This is a genomic window from Algoriphagus sp. oki45 (assembly GCF_036245605.1).
GTDB lineage: Bacteria > Bacteroidota > Bacteroidia > Cytophagales > Cyclobacteriaceae > Algoriphagus.
This window is the reverse complement of the sequence record NZ_BTPC01000003.1, coordinates 398,002-414,536: the sequence shown is the minus strand read 5'-3', so window position 1 is coordinate 414,536 and position 16,535 is coordinate 398,002. Positions and strand designations below refer to the sequence as shown.

Below are 16,535 nucleotides of genomic sequence, written 5' to 3'. Positions count from 1 at the left end.
CCTGATAAAAGGTGTTTTATATAATTTAAACTGTATTTGTTTTCCATAGGCAATACCCCTCAGTCTTCAGAAATATCTTTCCCTATTTATTCAAAAGGAACCAATTTTAAAAAGTAAATATCAATTATACAAAATAATATTTTAGCGTCGGTTTTTAGTTTTGGAAATGCAAAAATCTGTCATTTAAGTTGTTTTCTGTTGCTAGTTTGATTTTGCTATTTTCTTGAAATCAGGGCTGAAGATCGCACCTTGGGCTTCTTAAAGGCATAAAGTCCTTGTTAAATTGGACCTTTGAGTTTGGATAGAGAAAAAAAGGAATGGTTTTAAGGTTTGAATAAAATATATCCTTGCAGACAACTAGTGTTGTATCTTTTCATTTTCCAGTGTTTCTAGATGAGAATTGTACTGCTCTGCCTATTTCAAAAAAATACCCTGACCGTGTGAGTCAGGGTATAAATTATAAACCTATTAACCTCAGACTTTACCCATTCATACTGATCAAAAACTCAGCATTATCCCGGGTTCCTTTCATACGATTGAGTAGGAACTCCATGGATTCTTGTGAGTTCATATCGCTCATCAGCTTACGGAGAATCCATACGCGCTGCATCTCTTCCTTGTCCATCAACAAGTCCTCGCGACGGGTACCTGAACCCAGGACATCAATGGCAGGATAGATTCGACGGTTGGCCAACTTTCTGTCGAGGGCCAGTTCCATGTTGCCGGTTCCTTTGAATTCTTCAAAGATTACCTCGTCCATTTTGGAACCAGTTTCAACCAGAGCTGTAGCGATAATGGTCAAGGAACCTCCGTTCTCTACATTTCTTGCCGCACCAAAGAATCGCTTGGGTTTGTGCAATGCATTCGCATCCACACCTCCAGAGAGGATCTTTCCAGAGCTAGGTACCACCGTATTGTGTGCACGCGCAAGTCGGGTGATGGAATCCAGAAGGATTACCACGTCGTGCCCTACTTCTACCATTCGCTTTGCTTTTTCCAAAACGATGTTGGCAACCTTCACATGGCGGTCGGCCTGCTCGTCAAAGGTGGAGGAGATCACTTCCGCTCTAACTGAACGGGCCATATCCGTCACTTCTTCCGGACGCTCATCGATCAGCAAGATCATCAGATGGACTTCCGGATGGTTTTTAGTGATTGCATTGGCGATTTGTTGAAGGAGGACGGTCTTACCAGTCTTCGGCTGGGCTACTATCATCCCTCGCTGTCCTTTCCCGATAGGGGCAAATAGATCCAAGATTCGGGTGGAGTATCCATCCGGCTTGGTAGACAGGTTCAGTCTTTCTTCAGGGAAAAGAGGGGTCAGGTATTCGAAAGGTACCCGGTCTCTGATCTCGTCGGTTGTTTTTCCGTTTACAGTACCCAATTTGAGTAGGGCAAAGTACTTTTCTCCTTCTTTAGGAGGACGGATGGAGCCCTTAATATGGTCACCTGTTTTCAGTCCAAAAAGTTTGATTTGGCTTGGAGATACATAGATATCGTCCGGGGAGGCCAAGTAGTTGTAGTCCAAAGAGCGAAGGAATCCATAGCCTTCAGGCATGATTTCTAAAACCCCCTCATTCTCAATGACTCCGTCAAATTCTCTTGGGCTTAGGTATGGTTTCTTTCTATTCGAGTTCTGCACCGTCTCTGCAGCCGGCATCATCACTTCATCGTGAGATTTGAAATTTTTTCTTTTTGGGAGCTCGATTTCGGAATCCTGCTTAGGGCCTTTGGAGTCTCCTTCAGCAGAAGTATTGGCTTGGGTTTCTTCGGAAACTTTCGCATTGACATCTACCTCTTCAAAAACCCTTCTCCTCGGTCTGAAAGTCTTCCCCTCTTCCGCGTTTGCTGATTCACGTTCCTGTTTTTCAGCTTTGGGAGTTTCCTGTTTCTCCGGTTTAGGTGATGGTTCGCGCTTGGGTTTAACTTCTGCGCTTGCTTTTTCTTCTTTCGGAGCTTCTACTTTTTCTGAAGCAGCTGGAGCCGCGGGGGCTTCAGTCACATTTTGTCTTTTGAATTTAGGCTTGAATTCAGCCTCGTCGGTGGCTGGTGGAGTAGGGGCTTTGGGTGCGGGTTCGGGTTTCTTTTTTTCGTCTTCCGCTTGAGATTCGACGATTGAGGGCTTTTTCTTTGGGAGTGCCTGCTCTGGGGTGATGGCTTGCTGGTCGAGGATGGCGTAGACTAGGTCGTCTTTTTTGAGGTTTTTGAAATTTTTAACCCCAAGTTCCTCAGCAATCTCCTTCAGTTCAGATAAAAGCCTGATTCGGAGTTCTTCTATGTTGTACATAAAGAGGGAATGAAATAAATAAAGTCTTGTATGATGTGGTAATTGGAATCGTGGATGATTTTCTGAGCAAAAAAGGTCTGCAGGAAAAGCTAAAGTCAAAGTGGGCTGACTTGTTCATACACGGTGATAGCGCAATAATAAGTCCAAGCAATGGATTTAACAAATTTTTTGAATTTGGATTCCCTTTTTTTCCTAAAAGAGTCAGGATAAGACCTGTCTAAGCACCGCAAGGGATTTAAAGGGGCTGGGATTGTCAAGATGCTCACTATAATACCCAAGAAGGAAATCCAGCAATTTTCTCCTCAGACTCGCATTGATCTTTTTGGGGCAAGCATAGCCTTCTCCAAGTAGGTCATTGATGAAATCATAAGCTTCTTTTTGTTCTGCAAATGAAAAAGGCTGCTGCCGGGATTCTTCAAAGTAAATCATGGCTTCTTCTGGACCAAAACCCAAGTATTTGGCTTTTTCCAGTAAAAAGACCAGTGGAAAATGAGCGAGAAAGGTGTCCTTTTGATCCAAAATCCGAATGCTTTCCTCTACAAAATCAAATAGAAACTCATTCTGGTAATTTTCATAAATACTCCTGCTGATCACTTCAGTCATAAACAGGGCGATTCCCGTTCGCTGAAAATCGAATGGAATCATTTGCAAGGGAAATTGGATTTTGGCCTCGGATACTCTTTGCAATCCTGCATTTTCTTTGTCATACACCACTAGATCCAATACGGTGAGGGGTTGGTAAAGGGCCATTTTGCTGCTTTTCCCCTGTGACCGGACTCCATTGATCAGGTAAGACTTCAGACCCAGTTCTCTGGTGAAAATTTTCACAATAATGCTGGTTTCCTTGTACCGGATATAGCTCAATACAATGCCTGAGGTCTTTTTGATCATGGAGATTTACTTTTTATCCTCCAGGAAGCATTTTCTGCACCTTGCCTCATAGCTTTCCTTTTCTCCCAGAACCACCTTGTCCTTGCTGGCGGTGAGCCTTAGCGAAAAAGCAGCCAAATCTCCGCATTTCATGCAGATGGCGTGTACTTTGGTCACATATTCGGCAATGGCCATAAGCTGAGGCATGGGTTCAAAAGGCTTTCCCTCGAAGTCCATATCCAATCCGGCCAGAATGACTCTTTTGCCTTGATTGGCTAGGATTTGGGAAGTTCGGACCAGTTCAGAGTCAAAAAACTGAGCCTCATCTATGCCCACCACATCACAGTTTCCAGCAAGTAGAAGGATGTCTCCTGCAAACTGGACCGGAGTGGATCGAATGCTGTTTTCGTTGTGGGAGACTACATCGGACTCGTGGTATCGCTTATCGATTGACGGTTTGAATATTTCTACCTTTAATTTGGCGATTCTGGCCCGGTTGAGTCTTCGGATTAGCTCTTCCGTTTTGCCTGAAAACATAGAACCACAAATCACTTCGATCTGTCCTTTTCGTTCAGCGGGTCGTCGTGGGTTGGGTGATGGCTCGATAAACATGGACTATTCGGTGTAGGTGAGATGTGGAAATTTATTGATTTCAGCGACTCGGATGAGAATTTCTCCTTCTAAAATTCGGGTTTGGCAGGTCAGGCGCTCCGAGGATTTCAGGCGGTTTTGGTTGAGGTAAAAGATTTCCCGATCTGTAGGCTCACTGAGCTTCCCTTCACTATTTACCAAAATCATTTTGCAAGTAGTACATCTGCCTTTTTTCCCACAGGCATGCATCCAATCAATTCCATTTTCATGAATTAATTCGATAACTTTACGATCTCCGTGCTCCGATTCAATGACAAAATTTCCAAGGTTTTGAATGATAATTCGGGGCATTTTTACGTTTGATTTTGAAAACCGGACCCATCCATGACAGTTCAAATTAACAGCAATTATTTAGAAAATTATTCCAAAGAATACGCCCAAATCGTCTGCGACCGCTTTTTTTCTGACCGAAAGTTCATTTCCGGTCAGGAAATCATCCAGTTGACGAATAGTACTCAAGTTAATTTTTTTATCATCAAGCGGCTTTTTGAACTTTGGCAGGAGGAATTGGGCAAGCTAAAATCCAATCCGTTTTTTGACTATCGGGATATCACGGTCCATGAGGCTTTGACCCAGTTTATGAATGTGCTTTCCCGACGAATCAAGGTAGAAAGAACCCATTTCCAGCCTCTTGTAAAGGAAGCTGTGAGTCAGGCGATTCATTTGGCCTGTTTTCCTGTGGATTTTTACCAATCTGAAATCCAAAAAGCCCCTTCGGGAAAAATCAACGATTATCTAAAGGAGAACAGAAAGTACTATAAATGGCATGACCGGGTGGTTACCTTCCTGATCGACAAAGCAGGATTTGGCCAAGATAAGGATTCCTATCTCAAAGCCATTGCGGCCAACTATCAGGTAATTCGGGAAAATCTGGAATCAGAAAACCTGCTTATTGCTACTTTGGGTGATATTCGTCCCTTTGATATTGATCAGTACAAGGGGGCTGATTCCACCTCTTCAATTGAAAAAGAAGATCTACCCCATTCAGAGCCGATTGTGAGTTCAGCCACTCCAGAGGAAGAGCCTGTTATCAATAAAGAAGAGCCGATCTTGGAAGAGGTTAAAGTGGCGGTGGAAGAAGCCGCTAAGCCAATTTTTCAATCTCCTGCGGCAAAAGGAAATTTGGACTCCATGGCTTTAAAATCCCACTTTTCAGCCCAAAGTTATAAAGGGATGAAAGGCATTTTGGGAGAGTTGTCCGAAAGTTTGGCCTTGAATCAGCGATTTATGTTTACCAAGGAGCTTTTTGATGGAAACGCTGACTTGTTAAAGCATGCACTGAAGTCCATCGATCAGGCGGGATCATTTGACGCAGCGATTGAGTTGATTAATTCCCGCTACGTGAGCGAACTGGATTGGGAGACGGATTCCGAGGCGGTTCGCGAATTCCTCATGTTGGTTTACAGAAAGTACCCGGATTAATCTCAGGCTTGAGTCTGGATTTTTTGCTTTTCTAATTGATCAATCAACTCAGACGTCCAAGTTGGGCTACTCTTGAGGAGTCCAGCTTGACAAAAATGAAGAGCAAAACCGTAAATGACCAAAGAGAGGATCCCCCATAGCTGAAAAAGGGTAGGGGGATACCCACCACAGGGAAGAGCCCAATGGTCATGGCAATATTGATCATGAAGTGGAACAGGAGGATAGACACCACTCCATAGCCATAGATTCTTGAAAACCGGGTTTTTTGGCGTTCAGCCATGATGACCAGTCGGTAGAGCAAGGCAGTAAACAGGCCGATGACAATCAAGCTGCCCATCCAGCCGAATTCCTCACCCAGGGTACAGAAAATAAAGTCCGTATGCTGCTCAGGTACAAAATCAAATTTGGTCTGCGTTCCTTCCAAGTAGCCTTTTCCAAAAAGCCCTCCAGAACCTATCGCAATTTTGGATTGGGTGACATTCCAGCCCACGCCCAAAGGGTCAATATTGGGATTAAAAAGCACCATGATTCGGTTTTGTTGATGGGGCGGAAGTTTGGATACTACATAGTCCAGGGAATAAGTAAAGGCAATCAGCCCCAAACCAATTAGAGAGAATACCAAGGTCTTTTTCAAACTCTTTCTTCCCAAAAGAGACAATATAGCTACGATCAGTACAATGCCTCCTACCAAATAAAGATTGTTTTCTATACCCAATGCCAAAAGTGCCAAAGCCACAATCCCAAAACCCAAAACAAAATACCATTGAGGTAGGCCCTCTCTGTAAAACATGAGCAAGAAAGCAAAAAACACCATGGCGGTTCCGGTGTCCGGCTGAAGCAAAATCAAAAGAATTGGAATAAATAGTACCCCGAAAGCGATCAGTTGATTTTTGGTTTTTGTCAGATCAAAAGTGGGCCTCTCCATAATTTTTGCCAAGGCCAAAGCAGTGGCGAATTTGGCAAATTCTCCCGGCTGAATTCTAAAACTGCCAAAACCAATAGACAAGACTTGTCCATTGACTTCTTTTCCTATGAATGGTGTGACTACTAGTAGGGCTACGAAAAAGAGGAAAATAAATAAGGATAGATTTTCAAAAAAACGATAATCTGCCACCATGATCAGAATAATCAAAATGACTGAAATCCCAATTCGTACCAGCTGCTGTCCGGAATTGATGGACATATCAAACATGCTCTGAGGAGCCTGGCTATCATAGACTGCCGCATAGATATTGAACCAGCCAAAAATCACTAAGGCAAAATAGATGAGGACCACGCTCCAGTCCACCCGACTGATTTGAATATCAGATTCTCTCATTTAATAAATAAAATTGCCTGCCATCACATAATCCTGCAAGGCTTGTCGTGTCACTTCTCCCTTGAGGTATTTCTCTATCATCAGAGAAGCAGTACTCGCAGCTGCTCTTCCACCCCAGCCAGCATTTTCCACATAGACTGCAATTGCGATTTTTGGGTCTTCCTTGGGTGCAAAAGCAATAAATACGGAGTGATCTTCCCCGTGTGGATTTTGAGCTGTTCCGGTTTTACCTGCTAGTGTAATGTCCTTCATTGCTGCCCGAGCCGCCGTACCGTAAATCGCCTCTGCCATAGCATCCTGAATCAGATCAAAGTGGCGGGCATCAACTCCTACCTCCCTTTTGATTTGATATTTGCCGGGAATCAGCGTGGGGTCACCATCGACTGCTTTGATCAGGTGAGGGATATAGTAGTACCCCTTGTTGGCAAAAATGGCTGCCAAATTGGCCATTTGAAGTGGGGTTACTAGCATCTCACCCTGCCCGATAGAAAGGGAATAGATGGTAGAGTATTTCCATCTTCCTTCCCCGTAGATTTTGTTGTAATAATTTCCCGAAGGGATTTGTCCGGATTTTTCATTGGGGACGTCCACGCCCAGATTGGATCCGAGGCCAAAGCGCATTACTTTTTCCCTCCAGTCGTTCAAACCGATCTCAGTATCTTTGAAGGTATTGGAGACAACTTCCCGGTTGATGATCTGACGGAAAGCCTGATGGTAATAAGGGTTACAGGAATTACGGATAGCTCCAAATAGATTGACTGGGCTCGGGTGATTGTGGCAGGCCACTAGGGATCTATTACATGAGAAAGTAGTCTCAGGCACGAGAATGCCATCTTGAAGTCCAATCAGGCTTTGCACAATTTTGAAAATGGAGCCCGGAGGATAGGTGGCCATGATCGGTCTGTTGAACAAAGGCTTTTCAGGATCCCTGTTCAGTTTGAGGTAATTTTTTCCAAAATCCGCTCCGGTTAATTCATTGGGATCATAAAAGGGAGCCGAAATCATCGCGAGAATTTCCCCGGTTTTTGGCTCAATGGCCACCACAGAACCTTTTTTACCCTGCATGAGCATTTCCCCATAGCGCTGAAGCTCCATGTCCAAGGTGGAGGTGATGTTTTTACCGGCCACTGAAGCGGTATCGTATTCCCCGTCCTTGAATGGCCCCTTGTCCACGCCACGGACATTGACCATTTTGTATTTGACTCCCTTTTTGCCCCGCAGGTCATTTTCATAATACCTTTCCAGCCCGCTTAAGCCGACATAGTCTCCCTGAGTATAGTATTTCGTGGTATCTCTTTCGAGCTGACCGGCATTGATCTCTCCTATATATCCTAAGGCATGCGCTGCAGTGGAGTTAGGATAAGACCTTACTGATCTAGTGAGAATAAATAGCCCTGGATAGTCCACCAAGAAATTCTGAATACGGGCAAAATCCGTGGTGGAGATTTGCTTGATCAGAGGAGAGGGTTTTACAGAGGAGTATTTTCTAGCTGCAGTCAGGGCTGTGGTAAGGTCCTCTTTGGAGATTTCAAACAGCTTGCAAAACTGGAGTGTATCCTGGATTTTCAGCTCTTTGGGTACCACCATCAGATCAAAGATGGGATTGTTGTAGACCAAAAGTTCTCCGTTTCGGTCATAGACCAATCCTCGGTATGGGTGGTCTACGATTCGTTGGATAGCGTTCCGTTCAGCTTTTTTCAAAAAGCTGTCATCAAGTACTTGAATAGAAAACAGTCTGACTAGGAGAACCAAACTCACCAGGAAAATAAAGATGAGAATGATTACCGGTCTTTGATCATTCATCAGATTCCCCTCCTACGTTTGAAGAATAGCAGTTGTACAAGTATAGCCAAAAGGCAAGTGAAAATCGAGGAAAAAAGACTTTTTGTCAGAATAGAAAAAAAGCTTCCAAATCCCCACTGATCTATGCCAAAAAAGGCCATAGAAAAGATGAAAATCAGGGGGAATGCATAACTCAAAAACCATCCCAAGCCCATTTCTCCCAATGTGGGTGCCTGCAAGTCATCATAGCCTCCGGTGGGGCTGATTACCTTGAGCCAAAGTGGTCTGAAGAAAGCTAAAAGGGTTGCCGCTGCCATGTGAATGCCGATTGTCTCGTAGAATACATCTATCACGAATCCCATACCAAAAGCGATCAAAAGTAGAGGAATCGGAGCAAGACTGATCGGTAAAAGCAAAATTCCCAACAAATACAGGAAGGCAAAAGCCTGCCCGAACAATGCCAGATTTTTCAAAAAGAAAATCTGGATAAGCAATAGAGCCAAGAGGCTCAGCACATAAGAAATCAGGCTTCTAATATTCATTGCTTATCTCTGACTGTTGATAAAGGGAGTCCAGCTCCTCAAACTGGGTGTTTTCCACCAAGTAGACATAGCTTACTTTACTGAAATCCGTACTCAGTGTGATTCGGATTTTCAGATAGTTCGGGTTGTCATTATCCGGATTTACCTCCTTGATGATTCCGATTGGAATACCTTCCGGAAAAACCGCGTTGAATCCAGAAGTAATCACCGTATCACCGGGTTGGGTAAGTATATGCCTGGGTACATAAAGGAGATTGGCTTCCAAAGAGTTTTTGCCATCCCACTGCACGGAGACCAAGTCGTTGGTGGATTTGATTTTGGCCGAAATCAACAGGCCGGTATTGAGCAGGGAGAAAGCTACTGAATAGTTTTCTGAGACGGATTTCACCCGACCGACCACGCCATCGGGATTGAAGACACCCATTCCAGGCTTTACCCCATGCTTTTTCCCCTTGTTGAGAGTGAGGTAATTCTGCGCAAAACGCAACGAATTGGCAATGACCCTAGCTCCTCGAAACTCATAGGTCACCTCCAATGCAGAATCAAGGGGCAGATACATGCTATCAGCAGGGTAGGTGAGGAAAGTGAGTTTTGACCGGATCTCGGCATTTTCCTCAGTCAGGGATTCATTGGCTTCTGCCAGGGAAAAGAACTGAACCAAGTCGGCCTGCTTCTTCAGTACAGATCCAATCACTGCATTAGAACTGTTGAAGAAAGCGGCCCCTTGAGGGGAGTTGTTGGTGACGACCATCCAGATGGCAATCACTTCCAGTAGGATGAATAATAGGAATGCTCTTAATCGGTAAAGAAATTGAAGGATGCGTAGCATTCAGCGATTAGGTCATCAGTACAGTTCGGAAGTTTTGGATGTTTTTCAAAGCCGTTCCCGTGCCTCTTACTACGGCCCTTAGCGGATCCTCAGCAATGTGGATAGGCAATTTGGTCTTTTGGTGAAGCCGCTTGTCTAGACCTTTCAGCAGTGCCCCGCCACCCGTGAGGTGGATTCCGTTGTCATAGATGTCAGCGGAAAGTTCCGGAGGAGCGATTTCCAAGGCCTTGAGTACCGCTTCTTCGATTTTGGAAACGGACTTATCAAGAGCAAAAGCAATTTCAGAATAGGATACTTTGATGACCTTGGGAATCCCTGTCATCAAGTCTCTACCTCTGATTTCATAGTCTTCAGGAGCCTCGTCCAATTCAGTCAGAGCTGAACCGATAGCTATTTTTACCTTTTCTGCTGAGCGCTCTCCAATCAGAAGATTATGCTGTCTTCTCATGTAGTCCAAAATATCTTTGGTAAAAGTATCGCCGGCTACTCGGATGGATTGGTCAGCTACGATACCGGAAAGTGCGATCAGAGCGATTTCCGTAGTACCTCCTCCGATATCCACAATCATGGATCCCATGGGTTTCTCGATATCGATCCCAATACCTATAGCAGCTGCGATCGGCTCATAAATCATGTAGACTTCTTTTGCTCCTGCATGTTCGGCTGAGTCTCTGACAGCTCTTTTCTCTACTTCTGTAATCCCTGAAGGAATACAAATGACCATGCGGTGAGACTGAGGGAACATTCCCTTTTTCTGACCTGGGATCATTTTGATAAGCCCTCTGATCATCTGCTCCGCAGCATAGAAATCAGCAATTACTCCGTCTTTGAGCGGGCGGATGGTTTTGATATTTTCGTGGGTTTTCTCATGCATATTCATGGCCTCTCTCCCCACAGCCAAGACCCTGTTATTCGTCTTGTCTATGGCAATGATAGAAGGCTCATCTACCACGATCTTGTCCTTATGGATGATCAGCGTGTTGGCTGTACCCAAGTCGATGGCAATGTCACTTGAGAAAAAATCAAATAATCCCATTTTATACTTTTGATTGGATTGGAGTTGGTGTTGAAGATTTAAGATAGTATCTCGATACTGATTTTAAACGCGGGTCGGCAAAATTATTATCTTAAATCGATAAAACTCAGGGAAAGAAGAAATTTTTACAGAATTGCTGTCAGTATTGGCAATCAGATTTTATTTGATTTTGCTGGGTTTTCTCATCCTTGAGTAATTTAAATAATAAGTGAATGAGGGGAAGCTTTTTGCAATTCGAAAATCTTTCTCTTATTTTTGCGCCGTATTCGAAAGTTTCTGGAGGGGACACCAAGTCCCCTCTTTCATTATCCTAACCTATGGGCATACAGCGGCATACTATTGAAGACTTGGCTAAAAAGCACCTTCCGGACGACTCCCATTTCCTGGTGGAAGTCAAAATGGAAGACAAGAGCGGTAAGTCAAAGATTATGGTACTGATCGACGCAGACCAGGGAGTCACTATTGACACTTGTGCGCGAGTGAGCCGAGCCATTGGTGAGGAACTGGAAGCCGACGAGTCTATTGTTGATGCATTTGTGTTGGAAGTTTCATCTCCCGGGTTGGATTATCCCTTGGCGACTCCAAGGCAGTACCAGAAAAATGTAGGGCGTGAGCTCAGGGTTTGGCTGCAATCCGGTGAAGAGCAGAAAGGCAAGTTAATTGCAGTAGAGGAATCAGGAATAAAGCTTTTGATAAAAGTCAAAGAAAAGGGCAAAAAAGCCCGGGAAGAAGAGTTGAGTCTTCCCTATTCAGAAATTAAGAAATCAATCGTACAAGTATCTTTTAAATAAATCCAATGGATGCCAAAATCTTAATAGAATCCTTTGCAGAGTTTGCAAGGTCTAAAAATGTGGATCGACCTACCATGATCCGTATTCTGGAAGATGTGTTTCGCGCGATGATCCGTAAAAAGTTTGAAACGGATGAAAACTTTGATGTGACCATCAATGCCGATCAGGGTGATTTGGAGATTTTCCGTATCCGGGAGATCGTAGATGACAACTCGGAGGATATTTGGGATTTTGACAAGATCAGCCTTACCGATGCGCAAAAGATCGAACCCGATTTTGAAATAGGTGAGGAAGTGTACGAAAAAATTGAGCTGGAAGAGTTCGGAAGAAGAGCTGTGCAAATGGCTCGTCAGACACTTATTCAGAGAATCAAGGATCTTGAAAAAGATATTCTTTACAATAAGTACGAAGAGCAGGTTGGTGAAATCATTTCAGCCGAGGTCTATCAAATCCTGAGCAGAGAGATTTTGTTGATCGATTCTGAAGGAAATGAATTGGTTTTGCCTAAGGGCGAGCAGATCCCAAAGGATAGATTCAGAAAAGGAGATACAGTCAAGGCGATCGTACATAGAGTAGATATGATCAATGGCAACCCTAAGGTGATCCTTTCGAGAACTTCTCCGGTTTTCTTGGAGAGACTTTTCGAAAACGAAGTGCCTGAGGTTTACGATGGCTTGATCACCATTATCAAAATCGTGCGTGAGCCGGGAGAGAGAGCCAAAGTAGCTGTAGAGTCTTACGATGATCGAATTGATCCCGTTGGCGCTTGCGTCGGAATGAAAGGTTCAAGAATCCATGCGGTGGTTCGTGAACTTCAAAATGAGAATATCGATGTGATCAATTACACAGAAAATCTGGAGCTATATGTGTCCCGAGCCCTGAGCCCGGCCAAAGTATCTTCAATTTCTGTGAATGCAGATACCAAAAGAATTTCTGTTTTCTTAAAGCCGGATCAGGTATCCCTAGCCATCGGTAAAGGAGGGCATAATATCAAGCTTGCCAGTAGATTGGTGGGTTATGAGATCGACGTATTCCGTGAATTGAGTGAATATGAAGAGGAAGATGTGGTCTTGGAGGAGTTCTCTGATGAGATCGACGAGTGGATCATCGACGAGCTGAAAAAGACCGGTTTGGACACAGCTAAGAGTGTTTTGGCACTGACCAAAGAAGATTTGATTAGAAGAACTGAACTGGAAGAGGAGACTATCGATGAGATTTTCCGAATCCTCCGTACAGAATTTGAACAATAATAAGGGGATATACCCCGAAGAATACCCTAATTTTACTTAAGATTTCGAAAGAGGTTTTTGCTTATGTCAGAAGAAAAAATGATGCGATTAGGCGCTTTAGCCAGGAAACTCAACGTGGGAACAGCAACCATTGTGGAGTCTCTGGGCAAAAAGGGCTTTGAAGTGCAGGACAATCCCAATTCCAAAATTAACATGGAGCAGGTGGCCATGCTGGAAAAGGAATTCAAGTCCTCTGCACTGGAAAAAGAAGAGGCTTCCCACCTTTCTATTGGGAAGAGACATGAGCCGATTTCTATCGAGCCTGAAGTAGATCGTGCTCCAGAGCCGGTGATTCCACCTGCTCCTGAGCCTCAGCCAAAACCTACTCCTACCCCTCCACCTGCTCCAGCCCTTGAGCCTGAGGTAGAAAAGGTTTCCACAGAAGCTCCCAAATTGGGAGGGATAAAAATCCTGGGTAAAATCGATCTGGACAAAAAGCCCGCTCCACCCAAGCCAGAGCCTAAGCCGGCACCTGCGCCTCAAGCGCCTAAGCCAGCTCCAGCTCCAGCGCCAGCCCCCAAACCTGCTGAAAAGCCAAACCAGGAGCAGCCTAAACCAGCTCCTGTTAAGCCAGCTACTCCTACACCTCCGCCTGTTCAGGAACCAGCCTCTCAAGAAGAGGTAGATTTGATTTCTGCTAAGGCAGATTCCCTGAAGGGACTTACCGTTTTGGGTAAAATCGAATTACCGGTAGATAAGTCTAAGAAAAAAGGCGGTCCAGTAGCCTCCTCCGACGAGAGAAACCGAGATAAAAAACGTCCTCGAAAACGCATTGACAAGCCAGGAGGTGCACCAAATACCAACAGGCCTGACAATCGTGGACAAAAGCCGGGAAATCAAAAAGGCAAAGGCAATCAAAATCAGCAGCGAACTCAAAAAGCTGAGCCTACCCAAAAAGAAATCCAGGATCAGATCAAGCAGACTTTGGCAAGACTTCAGGGCAATAAGCCAGGAGGTAAGACCAAATCCAGAAGAGATAAAAGGGCTGACCGCGACAGGGAAGTGGAAATGGAAGGAGAGGAAACAAAAATCCTCAAAGTGACTGAATTTATTTCGGCCAACGATTTGGCTTCCTTGATGGACGTGACTGTCAATCAGATTATTTCAGCCTGCATGTCTTTGGGGATGTTTGTCTCAATCAACCAGCGACTCGATGCCGAAGCGATTACTATTATCGCAGATGAATTTGGATACGATGTAGAGTTCACCAAATCCATTGAAGACGAAATCGTAGAAGAGGTAGAAGATGATCCGGAGGATTTGGAAGAAAGAGCTCCAATTGTCACTATCATGGGTCACGTAGACCATGGTAAAACCTCCTTGCTGGATTACATCCGAATGTCCAAAGTGACCGCCGAAGAGGCAGGGGGAATCACCCAGCACATCGGTGCTTACGATGTGCTGACCAAGACAGGTCATAAAATCGCCTTCTTGGATACACCGGGTCACGAGGCGTTTACCGCGATGAGAGCCAGGGGTGCCAAAATCACCGACGTGGCGATTATCGTGATCGCGGCTGACGACAGCATCATGCCCCAGACCAAAGAAGCAATCAATCACGCTCAGGTAGCAGGAGTTCCGATGATCTTTGCTATCAATAAAGTAGATAAGCCTAATGCCCGTCCTGAAAAAATCAAGGAAGAGTTGGCTGGCATGAACCTACTTGTAGAAGAGTGGGGAGGTAAATACCAGTCCCAAGATATCTCTGCCAAGACCGGTCAGGGTGTAGATGAGCTTTTGGAAAAAGTATTGCTTGAATCAGAGATTCTTGAATTGAAAGCCAATCCTGATAAAAATGCCGTGGGTACAGTAATCGAGGCCTCCTTGGACAAGGGACGTGGTTATGTGGCAACGATCATGGTTCAGGCAGGTACACTCAGAGTTGGTGATATCATGCTGGCAGGTCAGCACTACGGCAGGGTCAAGGCGATGTTTGATCACAAAGGAAAGAAAGTGAAAGAGGCCGGACCTTCTACACCAGTTCAGGTATTGGGCCTAAGCGGTGCCCCACAGGCAGGGGATACAATCAAAGTGTATGACACGGAAAGAGAAGCAAGAGAAATTGCCAATTCCCGAGAGCAAATCCAGAGAGAGCAAAGCTTGAGAACCAAGAAGCACATCACTTTGGATGAAATCGGACGTCGATTGGCCATCGGTAGCTTCAAGGAACTCAACATCATTATCAAAGGTGACGTGGATGGTTCTGTGGAAGCCTTGTCCGATTCCTTGCTGAAGCTGTCCAAAGAAGAGGTAAAAGTATCCATCATCCACAAAGGCGTGGGACAGATCTCTGAATCTGATGTCTTGTTGGCATCTGCTTCTGATGCAATCATTATTGGTTTCCAGGTGCGTCCTTCTACCAATGCTAAGAAACTTGCCGAGCAGGAAGAAATCGAAATCCGTCACTATTCCATCATCTACGACGCAATTAATCAGATCAAGGATGCGATCGAGGGAATGCTTGAGCCGGAATTTGAGGAAGTCATCACAGGTAATATTCAGGTGAGAGAAATCTTCAAAATTTCCAAAGTGGGTACTGTTGCCGGTTCTTATGTCACTGATGGTTACATCACTAGGAAGAACAAAATCCGAATCATTCGGGATGGTATTGTAATCCATGAAGGTGAAATCGATCAGCTGAAGCGATTCAAGGACGATGTGGCTGAAGTAAAAGCCGGATACGAATGCGGTATCTCCATCAAGAATTTCAATAATATCCAGGTAGATGATACGATTGAAGGATATGAAATGAGAGAAATAAAGAGGAAGAAATAATTAGATTTCATTCTTCGGATAAAAAGGAACGGTTTCGCCGTTCCTTTTTTAGTTTTGGAGCATGTTAGATGCTTTTCGAATTATTCTTATCGGGCTTTTTCTTTTTTCAAGTCTTTCTCTGATTTTGGGATTGATCCGTCCGGTGTTAGTCCTGTGGTTTTTAGACCGATTCAATCGCCTGTTGGTCATCAAGTTTTATGGATTTCTAATGCTCATTCTAGGGTCCCTTCTCATTTTGCTTTCTTTGGCTAAGTGATTTCAGAATAAAAATTTGATATTTTTCAACTTCGCCAAATAAACCACTTATTGTTAATCTTTTGGATGCCTTGATTTTTCTATCCGGGAAAAAAATCTGAATTTCCGAACAGATTGACCTAGTCTTGAGAAAAATCATTTCCATAGCACTTTTGATTTGCTTTGCCATCTATCATTTTGGCTACTATGGATTTTATTTGTCTGCTTCCTACTCTTTAGAATCCAGCTGGAAAGATAAAATCTACAGCGAGCAACTGGGCTCTTTCGAGGAGCGAATGATGGAAATCCCTCTTTCAGCTCCCTATATGGCCAATCAGGAGGACTTTCAAGCTACGAATACCAGGTTTGAAAAGGACGGTAAATATTTCCGTGCCATCAAACAGCGGTACCAAAACGATACACTCCAGATTGTCTATGTTCCGGATACCTCTCGAAGGGTATTGGAGTCATCGGTCAAAAAATGGATTTCCTCTCTGGTGGATGATGAATTACCACAAGACCAAAACGGTAAAAGTATGGTTAAGCTTTTTGCCAAAGACTACGTAGAGTCAGACTTGTTCAACCTGCCTATTGCAGAGCGATCAGGCTATGAAATACAGATTGGGTTTATTTTTTCAGCTTACATGAGTCCTTTTTTCAACCTTGACTCGCCTCCTCCACAGATTTCCTGAATGCGAAATTCCTGATT

At 44.2% G+C, this 16,535-nt stretch carries 15 protein-coding genes; 6 read left to right on the top strand and 9 right to left on the bottom strand.

The genetic code is table 11. The features are described from left to right. Positions 1 to 481: 481 nt before the first annotated feature. From rho to AAA942_RS15885, 4 genes are all read right to left on the bottom strand, one after another. Positions 482 to 2,287, bottom strand: coding sequence for a transcription termination factor Rho (gene rho, locus AAA942_RS15900; protein ID WP_338221279.1), 1,806 nt, complete (start codon positions 2,285 to 2,287; stop codon positions 482 to 484). Between the two features lie 201 nt (positions 2,288 to 2,488). Then, the gene (gene recO, locus AAA942_RS15895) at positions 2,489 to 3,178 is read right to left on the bottom strand and encodes a DNA repair protein RecO (RefSeq protein WP_338221278.1); all 690 of its coding nucleotides are present in this window, start codon (positions 3,176 to 3,178) and stop codon (positions 2,489 to 2,491) included. Between the two features lie 6 nt (positions 3,179 to 3,184). Continuing rightward, entirely contained in the window at positions 3,185 to 3,769 is a 585-nt protein-coding gene (locus AAA942_RS15890; RefSeq protein WP_338221277.1) for a thymidine kinase, read from the bottom strand. A gap of 3 nt (positions 3,770 to 3,772) precedes the next feature. Further along, positions 3,773 to 4,099: a 2Fe-2S iron-sulfur cluster-binding protein gene (locus AAA942_RS15885; protein WP_338221276.1), complete on the bottom strand. Its 327-nt coding sequence runs from the start codon at positions 4,097 to 4,099 to the stop codon at positions 3,773 to 3,775. Between the two features lie 33 nt (positions 4,100 to 4,132). Here AAA942_RS15885 and AAA942_RS15880 point away from each other — a divergent pair, with 33 nt between their 5' ends. Further along, the gene (locus AAA942_RS15880) at positions 4,133 to 5,230 is read left to right on the top strand and encodes a hypothetical protein (protein ID WP_338221275.1); all 1,098 of its coding nucleotides are present in this window, start codon (positions 4,133 to 4,135) and stop codon (positions 5,228 to 5,230) included. Positions 5,231 to 5,273: 43 nt separating this feature from the next. Here AAA942_RS15880 and rodA read toward each other — a convergent pair whose 3' ends face one another. From rodA to AAA942_RS15855, 5 genes are read right to left on the bottom strand one after another with little or no spacing between them, the layout of a single operon-like run. Further along, a complete protein-coding gene (gene rodA / locus AAA942_RS15875; protein WP_338221274.1) occupies positions 5,274 to 6,548 on the bottom strand; it encodes a rod shape-determining protein RodA in 1,275 nt (424 codons plus the stop codon). After that, positions 6,549 to 8,351, bottom strand: coding sequence for a penicillin-binding protein 2 (gene mrdA, locus AAA942_RS15870; protein WP_338221273.1), 1,803 nt, complete (start codon positions 8,349 to 8,351; stop codon positions 6,549 to 6,551). It abuts the gene before it with no gap. Then, positions 8,351 to 8,872, bottom strand: coding sequence for a rod shape-determining protein MreD (locus tag AAA942_RS15865; protein WP_338221272.1), 522 nt, complete (start codon positions 8,870 to 8,872; stop codon positions 8,351 to 8,353). Before AAA942_RS15865 ends, mrdA begins: the two co-directional genes overlap by 1 nt. Beyond that, positions 8,862 to 9,701: a rod shape-determining protein MreC gene (gene mreC / locus AAA942_RS15860; protein WP_338221271.1), complete on the bottom strand. Its 840-nt coding sequence runs from the start codon at positions 9,699 to 9,701 to the stop codon at positions 8,862 to 8,864. Before mreC ends, AAA942_RS15865 begins: the two co-directional genes overlap by 11 nt. A 7-nt stretch (positions 9,702 to 9,708) precedes the next feature. Next, positions 9,709 to 10,737 (bottom strand): rod shape-determining protein, encoded by a 1,029-nt coding sequence (locus tag AAA942_RS15855; protein ID WP_067542855.1) that lies wholly within the window; start codon positions 10,735 to 10,737, stop codon positions 9,709 to 9,711. Positions 10,738 to 11,054: 317 nt separating this feature from the next. Here AAA942_RS15855 and rimP point away from each other — a divergent pair, with 317 nt between their 5' ends. The 5 genes from rimP to AAA942_RS15830 all read left to right on the top strand — a co-directional run bounded on the left by rimP (position 11,055) and on the right by AAA942_RS15830 (position 16,518). Further along, positions 11,055 to 11,528: a ribosome maturation factor RimP gene (gene rimP / locus AAA942_RS15850; protein WP_338221270.1), complete on the top strand. Its 474-nt coding sequence runs from the start codon at positions 11,055 to 11,057 to the stop codon at positions 11,526 to 11,528. 5 nt (positions 11,529 to 11,533) lie between these two features. Further along, entirely contained in the window at positions 11,534 to 12,778 is a 1,245-nt protein-coding gene (nusA, locus tag AAA942_RS15845; RefSeq protein WP_338221269.1) for a transcription termination factor NusA, read from the top strand. A gap of 63 nt (positions 12,779 to 12,841) precedes the next feature. After that, positions 12,842 to 15,592, top strand: a complete 2,751-nt coding sequence (gene infB, locus AAA942_RS15840) for a translation initiation factor IF-2 (protein WP_338221268.1) — start codon at positions 12,842 to 12,844, stop codon at positions 15,590 to 15,592. A 61-nt stretch (positions 15,593 to 15,653) separates the two neighbouring features. Continuing rightward, entirely contained in the window at positions 15,654 to 15,848 is a 195-nt protein-coding gene (locus tag AAA942_RS15835; protein WP_338221267.1) for a hypothetical protein, read from the top strand. Positions 15,849 to 15,972: 124 nt separating this feature from the next. Beyond that, complete coding sequence (locus tag AAA942_RS15830) at positions 15,973 to 16,518, top strand: hypothetical protein (protein ID WP_338221266.1); 546 nt, start codon at positions 15,973 to 15,975, stop codon at positions 16,516 to 16,518. Positions 16,519 to 16,535 lie beyond the last annotated feature (17 nt).

Excerpts from the sequence above, each read along its gene's own strand:
- rho (WP_338221279.1), bottom strand. The coding sequence starts at position 2,287 with ATGTACAACATAGAAGAACTCCGAATCAGGCTTTTATCTGAACTGAAG.
- recO (WP_338221278.1), bottom strand. The coding sequence starts at position 3,178 with ATGATCAAAAAGACCTCAGGCATTGTATTGAGCTATATCCGGTACAAG.
- AAA942_RS15890 (WP_338221277.1), bottom strand. The coding sequence starts at position 3,769 with ATGTTTATCGAGCCATCACCCAACCCACGACGACCCGCTGAACGAAAA.
- AAA942_RS15885 (WP_338221276.1), bottom strand. The coding sequence starts at position 4,099 with ATGCCCCGAATTATCATTCAAAACCTTGGAAATTTTGTCATTGAATCG.
- AAA942_RS15880 (WP_338221275.1), top strand. The coding sequence starts at position 4,133 with ATGACAGTTCAAATTAACAGCAATTATTTAGAAAATTATTCCAAAGAA.
- rodA (WP_338221274.1), bottom strand. The coding sequence starts at position 6,548 with ATGAGAGAATCTGATATTCAAATCAGTCGGGTGGACTGGAGCGTGGTC.
- mrdA (WP_338221273.1), bottom strand. The coding sequence starts at position 8,351 with ATGAATGATCAAAGACCGGTAATCATTCTCATCTTTATTTTCCTGGTG.
- AAA942_RS15865 (WP_338221272.1), bottom strand. The coding sequence starts at position 8,872 with ATGAATATTAGAAGCCTGATTTCTTATGTGCTGAGCCTCTTGGCTCTA.
- mreC (WP_338221271.1), bottom strand. The coding sequence starts at position 9,701 with ATGCTACGCATCCTTCAATTTCTTTACCGATTAAGAGCATTCCTATTA.
- AAA942_RS15855 (WP_067542855.1), bottom strand. The coding sequence starts at position 10,737 with ATGGGATTATTTGATTTTTTCTCAAGTGACATTGCCATCGACTTGGGT.
- rimP (WP_338221270.1), top strand. The coding sequence starts at position 11,055 with ATGGGCATACAGCGGCATACTATTGAAGACTTGGCTAAAAAGCACCTT.
- nusA (WP_338221269.1), top strand. The coding sequence starts at position 11,534 with ATGGATGCCAAAATCTTAATAGAATCCTTTGCAGAGTTTGCAAGGTCT.
- infB (WP_338221268.1), top strand. The coding sequence starts at position 12,842 with ATGTCAGAAGAAAAAATGATGCGATTAGGCGCTTTAGCCAGGAAACTC.
- AAA942_RS15835 (WP_338221267.1), top strand. The coding sequence starts at position 15,654 with ATGTTAGATGCTTTTCGAATTATTCTTATCGGGCTTTTTCTTTTTTCA.